At 60.1% G+C, this 16,546-nt stretch carries 13 protein-coding genes; all 13 read left to right on the top strand.

Features of this window, described 5'->3' with window-relative positions; all coding sequences use genetic code 11:
* Positions 1–20 precede the first annotated feature (20 nt).
* Positions 21–1,166 carry a C45 family peptidase gene (locus RDL77_RS21040; RefSeq protein WP_288194592.1) on the top strand — a complete coding sequence of 382 codons (1,146 nt, stop codon included), beginning with the start codon at positions 21–23 and terminating at the stop codon, positions 1,164–1,166.
* 67 nt (positions 1,167–1,233) lie between these two features.
* Complete coding sequence (locus RDL77_RS21035; protein WP_288194591.1) at positions 1,234–2,775, top strand: ABC transporter substrate-binding protein; 1,542 nt, start codon at positions 1,234–1,236, stop codon at positions 2,773–2,775.
* Between the two features lie 32 nt (positions 2,776–2,807).
* Positions 2,808–3,752: an ABC transporter permease gene (locus RDL77_RS21030; protein WP_288194590.1), complete on the top strand. Its 945-nt coding sequence runs from the start codon at positions 2,808–2,810 to the stop codon at positions 3,750–3,752.
* Positions 3,749–4,561, top strand: coding sequence for an ABC transporter permease (locus RDL77_RS21025; protein ID WP_223615261.1), 813 nt, complete (start codon positions 3,749–3,751; stop codon positions 4,559–4,561). The genes RDL77_RS21030 and RDL77_RS21025 overlap by 4 nt, the downstream gene beginning before the upstream one ends.
* A 2-nt stretch (positions 4,562–4,563) precedes the next feature.
* Positions 4,564–6,234, top strand: a complete 1,671-nt coding sequence (locus tag RDL77_RS21020) for an ABC transporter ATP-binding protein (protein WP_288194589.1) — start codon at positions 4,564–4,566, stop codon at positions 6,232–6,234.
* A gap of 21 nt (positions 6,235–6,255) precedes the next feature.
* Positions 6,256–7,098: an alpha/beta hydrolase gene (locus RDL77_RS21015; protein ID WP_288194588.1), complete on the top strand. Its 843-nt coding sequence runs from the start codon at positions 6,256–6,258 to the stop codon at positions 7,096–7,098.
* Between the two features lie 151 nt (positions 7,099–7,249).
* On the top strand, positions 7,250–9,157 hold the full coding sequence (locus RDL77_RS21010) for a sigma-54-dependent Fis family transcriptional regulator (protein WP_288194587.1): 1,908 nt from the start codon (positions 7,250–7,252) through the stop codon (positions 9,155–9,157).
* A gap of 255 nt (positions 9,158–9,412) precedes the next feature.
* On the top strand, positions 9,413–10,489 hold the full coding sequence (locus RDL77_RS21005; protein WP_288194586.1) for a 2,3-butanediol dehydrogenase: 1,077 nt from the start codon (positions 9,413–9,415) through the stop codon (positions 10,487–10,489).
* A gap of 75 nt (positions 10,490–10,564) precedes the next feature.
* Positions 10,565–12,367, top strand: a complete 1,803-nt coding sequence (locus RDL77_RS21000) for an NAD(P)/FAD-dependent oxidoreductase (protein ID WP_288194585.1) — start codon at positions 10,565–10,567, stop codon at positions 12,365–12,367.
* A gap of 114 nt (positions 12,368–12,481) precedes the next feature.
* Positions 12,482–13,456, top strand: coding sequence for a GAF domain-containing protein (locus tag RDL77_RS20995; RefSeq protein WP_288194584.1), 975 nt, complete (start codon positions 12,482–12,484; stop codon positions 13,454–13,456).
* A 201-nt stretch (positions 13,457–13,657) separates the two neighbouring features.
* Positions 13,658–15,175: an aldehyde dehydrogenase gene (adh, locus tag RDL77_RS20990; protein ID WP_223615254.1), complete on the top strand. Its 1,518-nt coding sequence runs from the start codon at positions 13,658–13,660 to the stop codon at positions 15,173–15,175.
* 67 nt (positions 15,176–15,242) lie between these two features.
* Positions 15,243–15,593 (top strand): DUF779 domain-containing protein, encoded by a 351-nt coding sequence (locus tag RDL77_RS20985; protein WP_288194583.1) that lies wholly within the window; start codon positions 15,243–15,245, stop codon positions 15,591–15,593.
* Positions 15,594–15,865: 272 nt separating this feature from the next.
* On the top strand, positions 15,866–16,546 hold a 681-nt coding region (locus tag RDL77_RS20980; RefSeq protein WP_288194582.1), incomplete at its 3' end, for an ROK family transcriptional regulator.

Raw genomic sequence — 16,546 nt, 5'->3', positions numbered from 1 at the left:
ATACACTATAAGGCGCAGCGATGAGTTCATATCCGACATCCTTTCCCTTCGTAACCGTCTCCGGGGCGCCGTTTGAGCGCGGGCGCCAATACGGTGCTGCGGTGCCCGAGCGCGTGAAAAAAAGCGTTGCGCTGTATGGCGACCAGCTTGCCAAGCTGGGCTACAGCGCATCCGAAAAGACGCGGCTTATCGAGGAGTTTGCCGGGGAAATCGCGAATTTCGGTGCGCATTACATCGAGGAGATGCGAGGCATCGCCGAGGGCGCTGGCGTTGCTTTCGACGATATCGTCATGATCAATGCGCGCACCGAAGTCATCGCCAAGGCGCGTCTGGAAAAGAACGCGCCGCTGGACGAGGAAGATGAGATCGATGATGGGTGCACCGGCGCGGTCATTCTTCCCGAGAGAAGCCTGGACGGCACTCTTATTCACGGCCAGAACTGGGACTGGAAGACGGAGTGCGCCGAGACGGCCATCGTCTTGCGGGTTCTGCAGGAGGACGGCCCGGATTTCCTGACATTCGTCGAAGCGGGCGGTCTTGCGCGGAACGGCATGAACAGCGCCGGCGTCTGCATCACCGCAAACTATCTTGAATCCGATCGCGACTACCGGCAGCAGGGCGTCCCCCTGGCGCTGATCCGGCGCAAGGCTTTGGAGCAGGAGCATTTCGCCCTTGCGATGCGGGCGGTGGCGGGAACGCCGAAGGCCTGCTCCAACAACATGATCCTTTCGACCGGCGCGGGTTTTGCAATCGACCTTGAGTGCGCGCCGGATGAGGTATTCAATATACTACCGGCCAATGGGTTGGTTGTTCACGCCAACCATTGGGTGAGCCCCGTGGCACTTTCAAAACTCCGGGACACAGGACTGCCGCATGTGCCGGAAAGCCCGTACCGTGACTGGCGCGTGCGCAAGATACTGGAGGAAGCCGGGGAAAAACTCGGTATTGCCGATATGAAGCGCGCGTTCTTCGATGACTTCCTGACGCCCTATGCCGTTTGCAGGCCGCCGAGATTGAACACCGAAGGGAACCTCTCGGCCACGGTTGCCATGGTCATCATGCATCCCGCCAGCGGCACCATGGAGGTTGCCTGCCTGCCGGCCATCAACCGCAACTTCACCCGTTACAGCCTTCGGTCGGACCCGGTTCAAGTCGCGGCCGCTTAAGGGGCGGAAATCTTTCCTTCTTCAACCAACGGGCACCTAAGCCCGAATGAATAATGGGGTTCAGAATATGAAGAATGCTATTTTGATGTCATTGGCATTGGGGCTGATCGCGGCGCCTGCCGCCGCCCAGTCGATTACCGCGGCAATTCCGGCTGACATCCGCAGTTCCAATCCCGGCGTCAACCGCGACGACTATACGGATGCGGAGGTCCTGCACACGGTGGAGGGTCTCGTTGGCTATAAAGAAGACGGCTCCGTTGGACCGCTGCTTGCGCAGAGCTTCGAGCTTTCGCCGGATGGGCTGACCTACACGTTCAAGCTCAGGTCCGGCGTTACCTTTCATAATGGAGAGCCGTTGACCGCTGCCGACGTGCTGTGGAGCTGGACCCGTTACATGGACCCAAAGACCGAGTGGCGCTGCCTGCCGGAATTCGACGGCCGCAATGGCCTCAAGGTGGACGCCGTCACGACACCCGATCCGCAAACCGTGGTCATGAAGATCAATCACCCGAGCGCGATTTTTCTCGATACGCTGGCGCGCACGGATTGCGGGATGACCGCTGTCCTGCAGAAGGCGTCGGTCAAGGCCGATGGCAGCTGGGACAAGCCCATCGGCACCGGGCCATACAAGTTCGGCAACTGGAAGCGCGGGGAATACATCACCCTCGACGCCTTTGAAAACTATGTTTCGCCGGGCGTAGACAAGGCCGATGGCTATGTCGGCTCCAAGCGCCCGCTGATCAAGGAAATCAAATTCCTTGTCGTACCCGATCCGGCGACGGTGAAAGCCGGTCTATTGTCCGGCGCGCTGGATGTCGCATCGGTTCTGAGCACCGACATTCCGGAGTTTTCAGCCAATGCGAATTTCACCGTAACGACGGGAGCGGAAGCGTCCAAGCATACATTCCTGATGCAGACCAAAGATCCGCTGCTTTCCAAGGTGGAGATGCGGCAAGCCATCGCCGCGGCGCTCGATCTTCCCACCCTCGTCGCGCAGGCGACCAACGGAACCGGCCGCCCCAACAATTCCGCGATCTTCCCCGGCTCGCGCTACTACAGCGAGATCCAGAAAGAAGCCTTTGCCCCTGATCCGGCAAAGGTGGCGGACCTGCTCGCCAAAGCCGGCTACAAGGGCGAGGAAATCAACATCATCGCCAACAAGCGTCCCACCGCACCGAGTTTCGATGCGGCGGTGGTGGCACAGGCCATGCTTCAGGCCGTCGGCATCAACGCCCGCATTGAGGTCCTCGACTGGTCAACCCAGCTCGACCGCTACAATTCCGGTAAATACCAGATGATGTCCTTCTCCTATTCCGCGCGTCTCGATCCGGCTCTGAGTTTCGAGCAGTTCGCCGGGCCCAAGGACAAACAGCCGCGGAAGGTCTGGGACAATCCGGAGGCGCTGGCGCTGATTGCCAAAGCCATGGAAGTATCCGATCAGGCGCAGCGGCAGGTCATCTTCGACGAGCTTCACAAAAAGCTGCTGCATGATGTTCCCCTGATCATTTACTGCAATGGCACGGGTGAAACCGTCAACAGCAAGCGCTTGAAGGGCATACCTGTCTGGCAGGCAAAACTCCGGCTTTGGGAGCTCGGTCTCGAGCAGTAGACGCTGTGTTCCCGTAAGCCCGAGAGGTCAGCATGCTGAAGTTCGCCATTACCCGCGTTGGCACTGCGATCCCGACATTGTTCATCGTGGCGGTGTCCGTGTTCTTTCTCATCCGCCTCATTCCCGGTGATCCGGCATCGCTGATGCTGGGTGACCTGGCGGATCCGGCGAGTCTTGCGGACCTGCGCGCCAGGCTGGGGCTCGACCAAAGCATTCCGGCCCAGTTCACAATCTGGCTCGGCAATCTGCTGCACGGCGACTTTGGCCGGTCGATCACCAACCAGCAGGAGGTTTTGCCGCTGATATTGGCGCGTTTGCGCATCAGTGCGGAAATCGTCCTGATCGCAGTTTTCCTGGCGAGCATCGTTGCCGTGCCTGCAGGAATGATTGCCGCCTGGCGACAAAACAGCATGACGGACGTGGCGCTGGTCGGCGGCGCAACCATCCTGCTCTCCATCCCCGCGTTCTGGATGGGGCTGCTCCTGCTGTTGTTCTTCGGGCTGAAGCTGGGCTGGCTTCCGGTGCTGGGTTATGTCTCCATGTCCCAGAACCTTCCGCAGGGATTGCTCTATATCATCCTGCCGGTGGTAACGCTCTTCCTGCACGAGATCGGCGTGATCCTGCGCATGGCGCGCGCCTCGACGCTGGAAGTCATGCAGCTGGATTACATCACCCACGCCCGGGCCAAGGGCCTGTCGGAATCCGCGGTCCTCTGGCGGCACGCGTTCAAGAATGCCTTTGGCCCGACCTGGACCCTGATCGGCATCGTCCTCGGCAATCTGCTCGGTGGTATCGCCGTGGTTGAAACGGTGTTCACCATACCCGGTCTCGGACGTTTGCTTGTCGATGCCATTTTCGCCAGGGACTATCCGGTGATCCAGGGCTGCCTTCTGCTCATTGCAACGGTGTACGTGCTGGTGAACCTCATTGTCGATCTGCTCTATCCCCTATTTGATCCGAGGGTGACTGCCGAATGAGAAATCTCGCTCCCAATGCGCTCCTTGGAAGCGCACTGATTGGAACATTGCTGGCCGGGGCATTCATGGGGGCGGTATGGACGCCCTATGATCCGCTCGGCCTCAACTTCAAGCTCAAACTTGCCGGGCCAAGCGCCGCCCACTGGCTGGGAACGGATGAGTTCGGCCGCGATGTGCTCAGCCGGCTGCTGGCCGGTGCTGCGACCAGTTTCTGGATAAGCCTGCTCACCGTGGCGCTCGCCGTAACCGCCGGCACCCTGATCGGGATATTGACGGGCTATTTCCGCGGCTGGGTCGATCGGATCGTCATGACCTTCAATGACGCGCTGCTCGCCTTCCCGGGCATCCTCTTGGCGCTCGGGCTGCTCGCGATTGTCGGGGCGAACAAGTATGGCATCATTCTGGCGCTTGGCCTCGCCTATACCCCGACTGTCGTGCGGATTGTCCGCGGCAACGTGCTGTCACTGCGCGAGCGGGAGTTCATCGAAGCCTCGCGTGTCATGGGCAACTCGAACGCCTATACGATGGGCCGCCACATACTGCCCAACTGTGTCGCACCGCTTACGGTCCTCGCCACGTCGATGTTCGGCTGGGTGCTGCTTGCCGAAAGCGCGCTCAGCTTCCTCGGCCTCGGCGTGCCGCCGCCCGCGCCGACATGGGGCAACATGCTTGCGAGCGGACGCCCCTTCATATCCCAGGCGGTGTGGCTGGCCATATTTCCGGGTCTCTGCATCTCGCTGACCTTGCTCGGGATCAATCTGCTTGGTGACGCTCTGCGTGACAAACTCGATCCAAGGATGAGGGGCTGACGATGCAGGAGAACACACCACTGCTCGATGTGCGCGGCCTTTCCCTTGAGGTGGCACGAACGGGAATTCAGATACTCAAGACCATCAGCTTCAATGTCAAAGCGGGTGAAATCGTCGGAATTGTCGGCGAGTCCGGTTCCGGAAAGTCGATGGCTGCCCGCGCGGTCATTGCCCTCAATCCCCCAGCGGTGCAGCGTACCGCCGGAACGATATGTTTCGAAGGACGGGAAATCGGCAGCATGCAAAAGCGCGCGCTGCAGGCGTTGCGTGGCGCCCGGATTGGCATGGTTTTCCAGGAGCCGATGACATCGCTCAATCCATCGATGACGATCGGCCGCCAGCTGGAAGAGGGCCTGCGGCTGCACCGGCGGCTGACGGGACGGGAGCGTCATAGGCTGATTGTCGACATGCTGGCCCGGGTTGGCTTGAATGATCCGCAGACGGCGCTTGCAGCTATGCCGCATCATTTTTCCGGCGGCATGCGCCAGCGCATCATGCTGGCTGCCGTGATGCTGCTCAAACCGGCCTTGCTGATTGCCGACGAGCCAACCACGGCATTGGATGCGGTGGTCCAGCGCGATGTGCTCGAACTGATGGTTGACCTCACACGCGAGAACAACACGGCGGTTCTCATGATCAGCCACGATCTGGCGATGGTGGCAAAATATTCGGACCGCGTTGTCGTCATGTCGCAGGGCGAAATCGTCGAGCAGGGAGATACCCGGGATCTGCTGCGTGCGCCGAAGCATCCCTATACGCGCAAACTGCTTTCCGCCCTGCCGCACCGCATGCCCGCAAGGGTCGTGGAGGTCTCGCCGGTGGCGCGGATCACTGTCGATCGCCTCATCGTCGACTTTGCCGCGCGCCGCAGCCTGTTGCGCAAGGGGCAGCCCAAGCGTGCCCTGAGCGGCGTCAGCCTGAGCGTCATGCCCGGAGAGGTTGTGGCGGTGGTCGGCGGATCGGGATCGGGCAAGACCACTTTGGGGCGCACCATCGCCGGATTGATCGAACCGACGGATGGCAAAATCCTTTTCAACGGCAAGTCGGTCCAGACATCGGCGGCCGACTACGCGGAGTATCGGCTCAATTGTCAGATGGTGTTTCAAGACCCTTATTCGTCGCTTGATCCGCGCATGACGATTGGCAGCCTGATCGGGGAGGCACTTCGCCATTCGACGGAACTGACGAGCAAAGAAAAGAGCGCGCGTGTCGCGGAAGTTCTTGACGAAGTGGGCCTGTCTTCGGCGTTTGCTGCGCGTTTCCCGCACCAGCTTTCCGGCGGCCAGCGGCAACGCGTGGCCATTGCCCGCGCCGTTGTCAGGCGGCCGCAATTCGTCATCGCTGACGAGCCGGTTTCGGCACTGGATGTGACAGTCCGCGCGCAGGTGCTCAAGTTGTTCGCCGAGCTGCAGCGAAAGCACGGCTTCTCGTGCCTGTTCATCAGCCATGATCTGGCTGTGGTCGAGCAGATCGCCGACCGGGTCATCGTCATGAACAACGGTGTCATCGTCGAAGAGGGCAGTCGTGATGCGATCTTCGACAATCCGCAACAGGATTATACCCGCAAACTGCTCCAGGCCATTCCCGCTCTGTTCAGCACCGACAATGGCGGCGTCGAACTGGGATGGCGTTTTGACGAGGTTGGCAGGAAATCCGCCGGTGGCCGGTCTTGAATCATCGTAGCGAGGAATAGCATGTCACCATCATCTGAAAGCCGAGCGCAAGCGATCTATGATCTTGGCCGCACGGCCATTTTTGCCTGCAAATCCGATCCCCGGTTTCATTATTGCCTTTACGTGCCTCCCATCGTCGGCAAGGGCGGGAAGGTCGATCTTCTGGTGGCCGTGCACGGTACGGGACGCACATCGTTTCTCGATTTCCGCGATGGCTTTGCCGAATTCGGCCGGTGGAACGACTGCGCCATTCTTTGCCCGGTTTTCCCCGTCGGCGTCCGGGGCGATGACGCGCGCAGCGGCTACAAGTTCATGATCGAGGGCGATATCCGGTACGATCTGCTTCTTCTGGACATGGTTGCGGAGGTTGCCGCAAAATACCAGCAGAATTGGGATATGTTCGCCATGTTCGGGTTCTCCGGCGGCGGTCACTTCACCCACCGCTTTGCCATACTGCATCCGCAAAAACTTTGGGCCGCCTCAATCGGCGCGCCCGGTTCCGTGACCCTGCTTGATCCGGACAAGGACTGGTGGGTGGGTATCCGCAATCTGCAGGAACGATTTGGCATCACCTTCGACCGGGAGAAACTGGCCCGTATCGCCATGCATATGGTCGTCGGCGATGCCGACCTGGAAACATGGGAAATCACCATTCCGGAGGGCAGTACAAACTGGATGCCGGGCGCAAACGATGCGGGGCGCACGCGGCCGGAACGGCTGTCGGCCCTTCGGCGCTCCTTTGAAGGTGCCGGTGTCTCCGTGAAATTCGATCTTGTTCCCGGTATTTCGCACGATCGCATGCAGGTGCTCGGCCATGTTCAGAATTTCCTCGCGGACATTTTGGCGGACCGGCGCGCTGGATAGGTCGGGGGTATACCGGCCGCGGCGCAGCACTGTGACTTATGGTTGCATGGAGTTGTGAAGTCCCCGCGCATTTACAATTGGTCCAACTCGTGCAGACTGGTCTGGCTGAAGAAGGGAGAGCGGTGCGCTGGGAGGCGCATGGCAAAATCTCATGTCGCTGCATTCGGACCATATTCGCGAAATCGAGACGGTGAGTCTGGGAGGTTCGACCAACCGTGATGAAACCGTGGTTGAATCCTGGTTGCGCTGCATCAAGCAGCACAGGCTGGACCCGGCACAGGCATGCGAGGCCTACATCGTTCCCGAAACCCAGTTGCGCGAGCATCGGCAGCAGTCGGAGCAGTTGATTTCAATCGCGCGGTCGGGACTCGAAAACCTGTTTCGTCATGTTGCCGGCCAGAATTATGTGCTGCTTCTTTCCGATCGCGACGGGATCACCGTTGAATTCCTCGGCGATCCGCTGTTCGACAACAATCTGCGCAAGGCGGGTCTTTATCTCGGTTCGGAATGGTCGGAGGCGCGGGCAGGCACCTGTGCCGTTGGCTCCTGCCTGGAGACAGGCGAGCCGTTGACGATTCATCAGACCGATCATTTTGACAACACCCATACACCGCTGACCTGCACCGCCGCGCCCATCTATGACGCGCAAGGGCAGCTTTCGGCCGTGCTTGATATTTCGCTGCTGCGTTCGCCGCAAATCAAGACGAGCCAGAACTTGGCGCTGCACCTGGTAACGGCTACGGCGCGGCGGATCGAGCTTGCCAATCTCATGGCCCAGACGCGCAATGAGTGGGTGTTGCGTTTTTCGCGCTCTCCTGAATTTCTCGACGTCGATCCGGAAGCGGCGATCTCGATCGACGGTGCGGGGCGAATTATCGGCATGACCCACGACGGCGCAAAGATCATGGCACGCGCGTCCGGGCTCGATTGGCGGCAGCCGGCGAATCTGATCGGGCAGTCCATATCGCGGTTTTTCGATATGGATGTCGACGATCTCGGCAATCTTACCCGCACGAGGCCGTCCGAAGACCGGCTGGTCTTTGCGCGGGACGGCAATGTTCTGTTTGCGCATGCGATAGAACCGCACTACCCATCGCGCGGTGCACCGATTGTTCAGGAGCGCATCCCCGCCTCGCTGCGCCGGTTGAGCGGCGGCGATCCGCATCTGGCTGGGCTGCAGACAAAGGCAGCAAAGCTTGCCGGCAAGTCATTGCCGATTCTGATCCAGGGCGAAACCGGTACAGGCAAGGAATATCTGGCGCGCGCCATTCATGACAGCAGTGGTGCCAGCGGACGCTTTATTGCCGTCAATTGTGCGGCCATGCCGGAGCAGCTTATCGAGAGCGAGCTGTTCGGTTATGCGCCGGGTGCCTTCACAGGAGCTTTGGCGAAGGGGCGCAAGGGGCTTGTCGAGGAAGCCGATGGCGGCACGTTGTTTCTCGATGAAATCGGTGACATGCCTTTGGCGTTGCAAAGCCGGCTTCTGCGGGTGCTGGCCGAAGGCGAGGTTTTGCCTCTCGGCGCATCGCGGGCCAAACCGGTCAATGTACGCATTCTCTCCGCATCCCACCGCGACCTTGCCGAACTCGTGCGCAACGGCACATTCCGCCAGGACCTGTTCTATCGCCTGAACGCCGCCACCCTGTCACTGCCGGCGCTGCGGAACCGCAGCGATTTTGATTGGCTGCTCGCGGAAATCCTGAAGAAATGCACGGCGGATACGGGTTCGGCTCCGGTCGTTTCCGCCGAAGCGCAGTTGGCGTTGCGGCGGCACAATTGGCCGGGCAATATCCGCGAACTTTTCAATGTTCTTGATGTTGCGGCGGCACTCTGTGAAAACGGGCGTGTAGACCTGACGGATCTTCCCGAGCACGTCCAGCGACAGGCCCAAAATCATCCGGCCAGCGCAGGCCGTGAACGGCATGATGAACACTCCCGGTTGACGGAAGCTCTGGCGGCAACGGACGGAAACATTTCCGCTGCGGCGCGCCTGCTTGGTGTCGACCGTTCAACCGTACACAGGCAGCTGCGCCGCGTCCGCCAAAAGGCAGCGCATTGATGTCAGGCCTGTTCTGGTGTTGCAACTGTTGCAGGGCGTCGCGCCACAGCTGTGGCGAATTGCAACAACCGCGCTGTCGCCAATTCTTCCTTCGTCATAAAAACATTTGAAAGTCAGTCAGATAGAGGAAACTCCGGCTGCTGGCACGTTCCTTGCAGTGCTTTCGCACACCAGCTGCTTGCGTTGATCGCAATGCGGGAAGCTTGATGCGAACAACAGACAGGCCTTGTCGCGAAACGGGGCCGGGAGGAATGAATGAAAGCACTGCGTTTCCATGCGGCGAAAGACCTTCGTCTTGAAAATATCGACGCGCCTTCGTCGGCGCCGCAGGCCGGGCAGGTATTGATCCGCAACCGGTTTGTCGGCATTTGCGGAACGGACCTGCACGAATATGTGTCGGGGCCCATCTTTATTCCGGTTGAGCCGCATCCGTTCACCAGGGCCAGTGGGCCGCAGATCTTGGGGCATGAATTCGGCGGTGTCGTTGAAGCGGTCGGCGCGGGGGTGACGTCGGTTAAACCGGGCGATCGCGTTTCCGTCCAGCCTTTGATCATGCCGCGCTCCGGCGACTATTTTGCCGATCGCGGTCTTTTTCACCTGAGCACGGATCTGGCCTTGGCCGGGTTGAGCTGGCAGTCCGGCGGCATGGCGGAATATGCGCTGCTGAATGAATACAATGTGCAGCGCATCCCGGATGAAATGACCGACGAGGAAGCGGCGCTGGTCGAACCCGCCGCCGTGGCGGTCTATGCCTGCGATCGTGGCGGGGGGACAGCCGGGAGCAGGGGTCTCTTGACCGGCGCGGGGCCGATTGGCGTGTTGACGCTGCTTGCGGCCCCGGCTGCCGGGGCCGCCCAACCGTTCCTCTCCGATATCAACGATACGCGGCTGGGACTGGCGGGCGGCATCCTGCCGGATTTGATCACCATCAACCCGAAGCGCGAGCTGGTCGGCGACATCGTCCGGTCGAGAACCGAAGGCGGTGTCGGTTGCGACATTGCCATTGAATGCGTGGGCAACGAACACGCTTTGAAAGCCTGTACCGATGCCGTCCGCAAGCAGGGCGTGGTGGTACAAACGGGGCTTCATCCATACGAAAATCCGCTCGACTGGTTCCAGGTCACCTTCAAGGATATCGATATCCGCGGATCGTGGGCCTACCCGACGCATTATTGGCCGCGGGTCATCAGACTGATCAGTTCAGGTCTCTTGCCTGCACATAAGGTCGTTACCAAGCGGATCACCCTGGATGAAGCGGTGACTGAGGGTTTCGATACCCTGCTTGATCCTGCGGGAAAGCATCTCAAGATTTTGATCGATCTGACGTCATAGGTCGTGCGGGCTGGAGGAGCCCGCATCCGATCTTGCAGAGTTCATACGATTGGCAGGCAGAATGGAGGAGATTTCATGCTTGACGACAGCCCCCACCAAAAGATTGAAACGGTACTCGGGAAGCTCGAAAAGGCTTTCGCGAACGGCGATATTGAAGCGGCAGTCAACCTGTTTCAGGAGGACTGCTACTGGCGTGATCTTGTCACGTTTACTTGGAACCTGAAGACCCTTGAAGGCCATGATCAGATCCGTGCCATGCTGACCGAACAGCTGGCGCGCATCAAACCGCATGACCTGCGGCAGGATATGAACGAAGTTGCCACCGAGGATGACGGTGTCACCCAGGGCTGGATCGAATTTGATACCGGCGCGGCGCGGGGATACGGGCACATCCGCCTCAGGAACGGCCGCATATGGTCGCTGCTGACGACCATGTCCGAATTGAAGGGACATGAGGAACCAAAGGGTTTTCTGCGGCCCATGGGTGCGCAGCATGGCAGCGAACCCGGACGGAAGAGCTGGAAGGAAAAGCGCGAGACGGAAGCGGCTGAGCTTGGCTACTCCGTCCAGCCCTATTGCCTCATCATTGGCGGCGGACAGGGCGGGATTGCCCTCGGGGCCCGGTTGCGGCAGCTTGCCGTACCAACCATCATCATCGAAAAGAACGAGCGGCCGGGGGACAGCTGGCGCAAGCGCTACAAGTCTTTGTGCCTGCACGATCCGGTCTGGTACGACCATCTGCCCTACATCCCGTTCCCCGATAACTGGCCGGTTTTTGCCCCCAAGGACAAGATCGGCGACTGGCTCGAGATGTACACGAAAGTGATGGAGCTGAATTACTGGAGCTCGACGGTTTGCAAGTCGGCACAGTTCGACGATGCACGCAATGAATGGACCGTCATCGTCGAGCGCGACGGCAAGGAGATCACGCTGCGGCCGAAGCAGCTCGTCCTGGCCACCGGCATGTCCGGCAAAGCCAACTGGCCGAAATTCAAGGGAATGGACGTATTCAAGGGCGAGCAGCAGCATTCGTCCCAGCACCCCGGCCCTGAAGCCTATGCGGGCAAGAAAGTCGTGGTCGTGGGGTCCAACAATTCCGCCCACGATATCTGCGCAGCGCTGTGGGAAGCGGGCGCTGACGTGACCATGCTGCAGCGCTCCTCGACCCACATCGTCAAATCCGATTCCCTGATGGAAATCGGCCTGGGCGATCTCTATTCCGAGCGCGCCGTCGCCAACGGCATGACCACACGCAAGGCCGATCTGATCTTTGCCTCGCTGCCCTATCGTATCATGCATGAGTTCCAGAAGCCGGTTTACGACAAGATCCGTCAGAAGGATGCGGCCTTCTACGAGCGGCTGGAAAAGGCTGGCTTCATGCTGGACTTCGGTGACGATGAGTCCGGACTGTTCATGAAATACCTGCGCCGCGGTTCCGGTTATTACATCGATGTCGGTGCTTGCGACCTTATCGCCGACGGCAAGATCAAGCTGATCAGCGGCGTGAATATCCGCGAACTGAATGAAGGCGGTATCGTGCTGGACGATGGGCGGGAACTCCCAGCCGATCTGATTGTCTATGCCACCGGTTACGGCTCGATGAACGGCTGGGCGGCGGACCTGATCTCGCGCGAGGTCGCCGACAAGGTCGGAAAGTGCTGGGGGCTCGGTTCGGACACCACGAAGGATCCGGGACCATGGGAAGGCGAACAGCGCAATATGTGGAAGCCGACGCAGCAGCAGGCCCTGTGGTTCCATGGCGGAAATCTGCATCAGTCACGCCATTACTCACAGTATCTGTCGCTCCAGCTGAAGGCCCGCATGGAAGGTATTCCGACACCGGTCTATGGTCTTCAAACGGTGCATCACCTGTCCTAGCGTGAAAACAACGCAGCACGCGGCCGTGTAGCCGCGTGCTGCTTCACCCGCCTTGACCGAAAAGCAAACTAGCTTACCCTAGGGTCAGGACGCCTGGACTTTGGGAGGAGACCGATGGCTTCGCGGTACGATGGACAGCATGCGGAACACATCCAGTCCGCCCTTCTGGGAAGTGCCGCTGCGCAATCTGCGCTCGTTGCCTCCTGGGGGCGCTCCATGCGTCTCTACGGGCTGAATCCGGAAGAGGGGACGCTGCCGGATTTTTTGAGCGAACGGGAACTGACGGACGCCCGCGAACGGCTGGGATCGTTAATCACCACCGCGCAGGCGACGCTGGACCGTCTCTATTCCGCCGTTGGCGGTGCCGGATGCTGCGTGCTCCTGGCGGATAAGGACGGCGTGCCGGTTGACCGCCGTGGCAGCGTTTCGGACGATGCGACCTTCTGCAAGATTGGTCTGTGGACCGGAGCGGTGTGGAGCGAGGAACGCGAAGGCACGAACGGCATTGGAACCGCCCTGGCCGAACAGCGGGCTTTGACGATCCACCGGGATCAGCATTTCCGCAGCCGCAATACGGCCTTGTCCTGCACGGTTGCGCCCATTTTCGATCATTGCGGGCGCCTGATGGCGGCCATTGACGTATCATCCGCGCGTCACGACCTCACGGAAGATTTCGTCAAACTGATCGCCATGGCTGTCGTTGATGCCGCGCGCCGCGTGGAAGCGGAAAATTTTCGTCTGGCCTTCCCCAAGGCGCGGATCATGCTCGCCAAGCTCGGGCCGGATGTGAGCTATGAGCGCAGTGCCAGCGCGCTGATTGCCGTCGATGAAGACGACCTTGTCATCGGGGCTTCCCGCACTGTCCGGCATGTTCTGGGTCTCACCGATGAATCCTTGAGCAAGCCGCTGCCGGCGGCCAGTCTCCTGGGGCAAAGCATGGATGTGGAGCAGGAATTTGCCGCCGCCGAGCGCAGCGTCATCCAGCGCGTGCTTGCCAAAGCTGACGGCAATATCTCGGTTGCCGCCACGATGATGGGTATGGGGCGTGCCACCCTGCATCGCAAGTTGAAGAAACTCGGTATTCACTGACGCTGCGGCGTATTCGCTGATTGCCACGGGCAATTGTCTCAAAAGTGAGACAATGCGCTCGCCCGCATGGTCGGTGCGGGATGACACCCGCACCTCCGCGCGCGATCCTCTCCGGGCCGCAGGAGGCGGTATCAATCAGCGTGCAGATGGCCTTTCCGAAGTTTTCAAGGCGCGGAGGCCCCTGCAACAGGGAGGAACACCATGAACAAGGTAGAATTCAACCGCACCATTCGACCCAATTTCAAGAAGCGCTACGGCAATTTCATCGGCGGCAAGTTTGTCGAACCGAAGTCGGGACGGTATTTCGACAATACCTCGCCGGTGAACGGCCAGGTCCTGTGCGAAATTGCCAGGTCCGACGCCAGCGATGTCGAGGCAGCCCTCGATGCGGCCCATGCGGCCAAGGATGCGTGGGGCCGCACCAGCGTTGCCGAACGCAGCGTCATCCTCAACAAGATCGCGCAGGTCATGGAGGACAATCTGACACTGCTGGCGCAGGCCGAGACCTGGGACAACGGCAAGCCGATCCGCGAGACGACCGCCGCAGACCTGCCACTCGCGATTGATCACCTGCGTTACTTCGCTGGCGTGATCCGGGCGCAGGAGGGCAGCATTTCCGAGATTGACCATGATACCGTCGCCTATCACTTCCACGAGCCGCTGGGCGTTGTCGGCCAGATCATCCCGTGGAATTTCCCGCTCCTGATGGCAATCTGGAAACTCGCGCCGGCACTGGCCGCCGGCAATTGCGTGGTGCTGAAACCGGCGGAACAGACACCGGCTTCCATTCTGGTGCTGGCGGAACTGATCGGTGATCTCCTGCCGCCGGGCGTTCTGAACATCGTCAACGGCTTTGGCCTCGAGGCAGGCAAGCCGCTTGCATCCAGTCCGCGCATTGCCAAGATTGCCTTTACCGGCGAGACGACAACCGGCCGCCTGATCATGCAGTATGCCAGCCAGAATCTCATTCCGGTGACCTTGGAACTGGGCGGCAAGTCACCCAACATCTTCTTCAAGGATGTGACGTCGGACGATGATGATTTCTTCGACAAGGCGATTGAAGGCTTCGTCATGTTTGCCCTCAATCAGGGCGAGGTCTGCACCTGCCCAAGCCGCGCCCTCATTCATGAATCCATCTACGACAAGTTCATGGAACGCGCGCTGAAGCGTGTCGAGGCAATCGTCCAGGGCGACCCGCTTGATCCCGCGACGATGATCGGTGCCCAGGCTTCCGGCGAGCAGCTGGAAAAAATCCTGTCCTACATCGATATCGGCAAGCAGGAAGGCGCTGAAGTGCTGACCGGCGGTGAACGCAACGCGTTGGCCGGCGATCTCGCCGGCGGTTTCTATGTGAAGCCGACGGTGTTCAAGGGTCATAACCGGATGCGCATTTTCCAGGAGGAAATCTTTGGTCCGGTCGTTTCGGTCACCACCTTCAAGGACAATGACGAAGCGCTGTCGATTGCCAACGATACGCTTTACGGCCTGGGTGCCGGCATATGGAGCCGGGATGCAAACACCTGCTACCGCTTCGGCCGGGCCATTCAGGCCGGGCGTGTCTGGACCAACTGCTACCATGCCTATCCGGCGCATGCGGCATTCGGCGGATACAAGCAGTCGGGCATCGGCCGGGAAAACCACCTGAAGATGCTGGATCATTATCAGCAGACCAAGAACATGCTGGTCAGCTACAGCCCGAAGAAGCTCGGATTCTTCTGAGCACTCTGACGTTGCAAAGCTGGCGGCGCCTGCGTGGCGCTGCCAGCGTCACCATTGGGGAGGCATCATGCAAAATCAGGTCAGTGCCACGATCGCTGCTCTCGATCTCATTCGGACGCTGCAGGCGGAATACGGGCCGATCATGTTTCACCAGTCGGGCGGCTGTTGCGACGGCTCGTCGCCGATGTGCTACGCCCAAGGGGACTTCATCATCGGCGACCAGGACGTCTGTCTGGGTGAAATCGGCGGCGCACCGGTCTATATCAGCGCCTCCCAATATGGCGTGTGGAAACATACCGAGTTGATCATCGATGTCGTGCCGGGCCGCGGCGGCATGTTCTCGCTCGACAATGGCCGCGAAGTGCGGTTCCTGACGCGCTCGAAAGTGTGCGTCGTGTCTCCGCTTGAGACGAGATAGTGAGCCGCCAGTTGATTAAAACCGATCGGCGCGGTCCGTCGGGTTTGGCTGTCGAACCAGATCTCGCCTATGCCCGGATATCGCCGCAAGGCCCGGCAACCGGCCCCGTGCCATAGACAGTCTTGTCGATGGCTCCATGCCCCTGAATCGCTCCCGGTCGACATTCTTCATCCTGCCACAACAATAGTTCGATTTTTGGCGTTGCACGCTTGACAAGTTTGACGAGACGTTATTAGTTCGGTGATAGAACGAACTAAATATGTGAGGCTGTGTTGAACGAAGCTGTGCGCCTGTCCCGTAAGTTCTCCCAGCGGGCTGTAATCGAAGCTATCGTGCAGGGTAGTCCGATTTCGCGGGCCTCGATCTCCAAGCAGACAGGCCTGTCGAAACAGACCATTTCGGAGATTGTCCGCCAGCTGGAAGCGGAAGGCTGGGTTCAGGAAACCGGACGTACCAGCGGTCACGTCGGGCGCACGGCGGTCACCTATGAGCTTATTCCAAGCGCAGCCTATATTGCCGCCGTTGATCTGGGCGGCACGAAGGTGCGTGTGGCCATCGTCGATCTGGCCTGCCAGGTCTTTGCCGAGGATACGGCGCCGACGGACCCGAAGGGCGGGCAGGCGGTTATCGACCAGATCGCAAACATGTGTTTTCAGGCGGCCGCTCGTCAGGCTATCCCGCGCGAGAAGATCAGGCTTGCCGTCGTCGGTGCGCCGGGTGCGCCGGACAGCAATACCGGCCGTATCCTGCTTGCGCCCAATATTGCCGGCTTCGACACCATGGATGTGGCAACGGCATTTGAACGCGCGTTCGGCGTCGACGTCATGCTGGAGAACGATGTCAATCTTGCCGTCATTGGTGAGAACTGGCTGGGCCAGGGGCAGGGCATCGATAATCTTGCTTATATTGCGCTGGGAACCGGTATCGGCGGGGGCCTCATGGTGGGGGGGGGG

It is taken from the genome of uncultured Phyllobacterium sp., from assembly GCF_902479695.1.
GTDB classification, from domain to species: domain Bacteria; phylum Pseudomonadota; class Alphaproteobacteria; order Rhizobiales; family Rhizobiaceae; genus Phyllobacterium; species Phyllobacterium calauticae.
The sequence above is the reverse complement of the archived record's forward strand: the minus strand, read 5'-3'. Positions and strand labels throughout refer to the sequence as shown.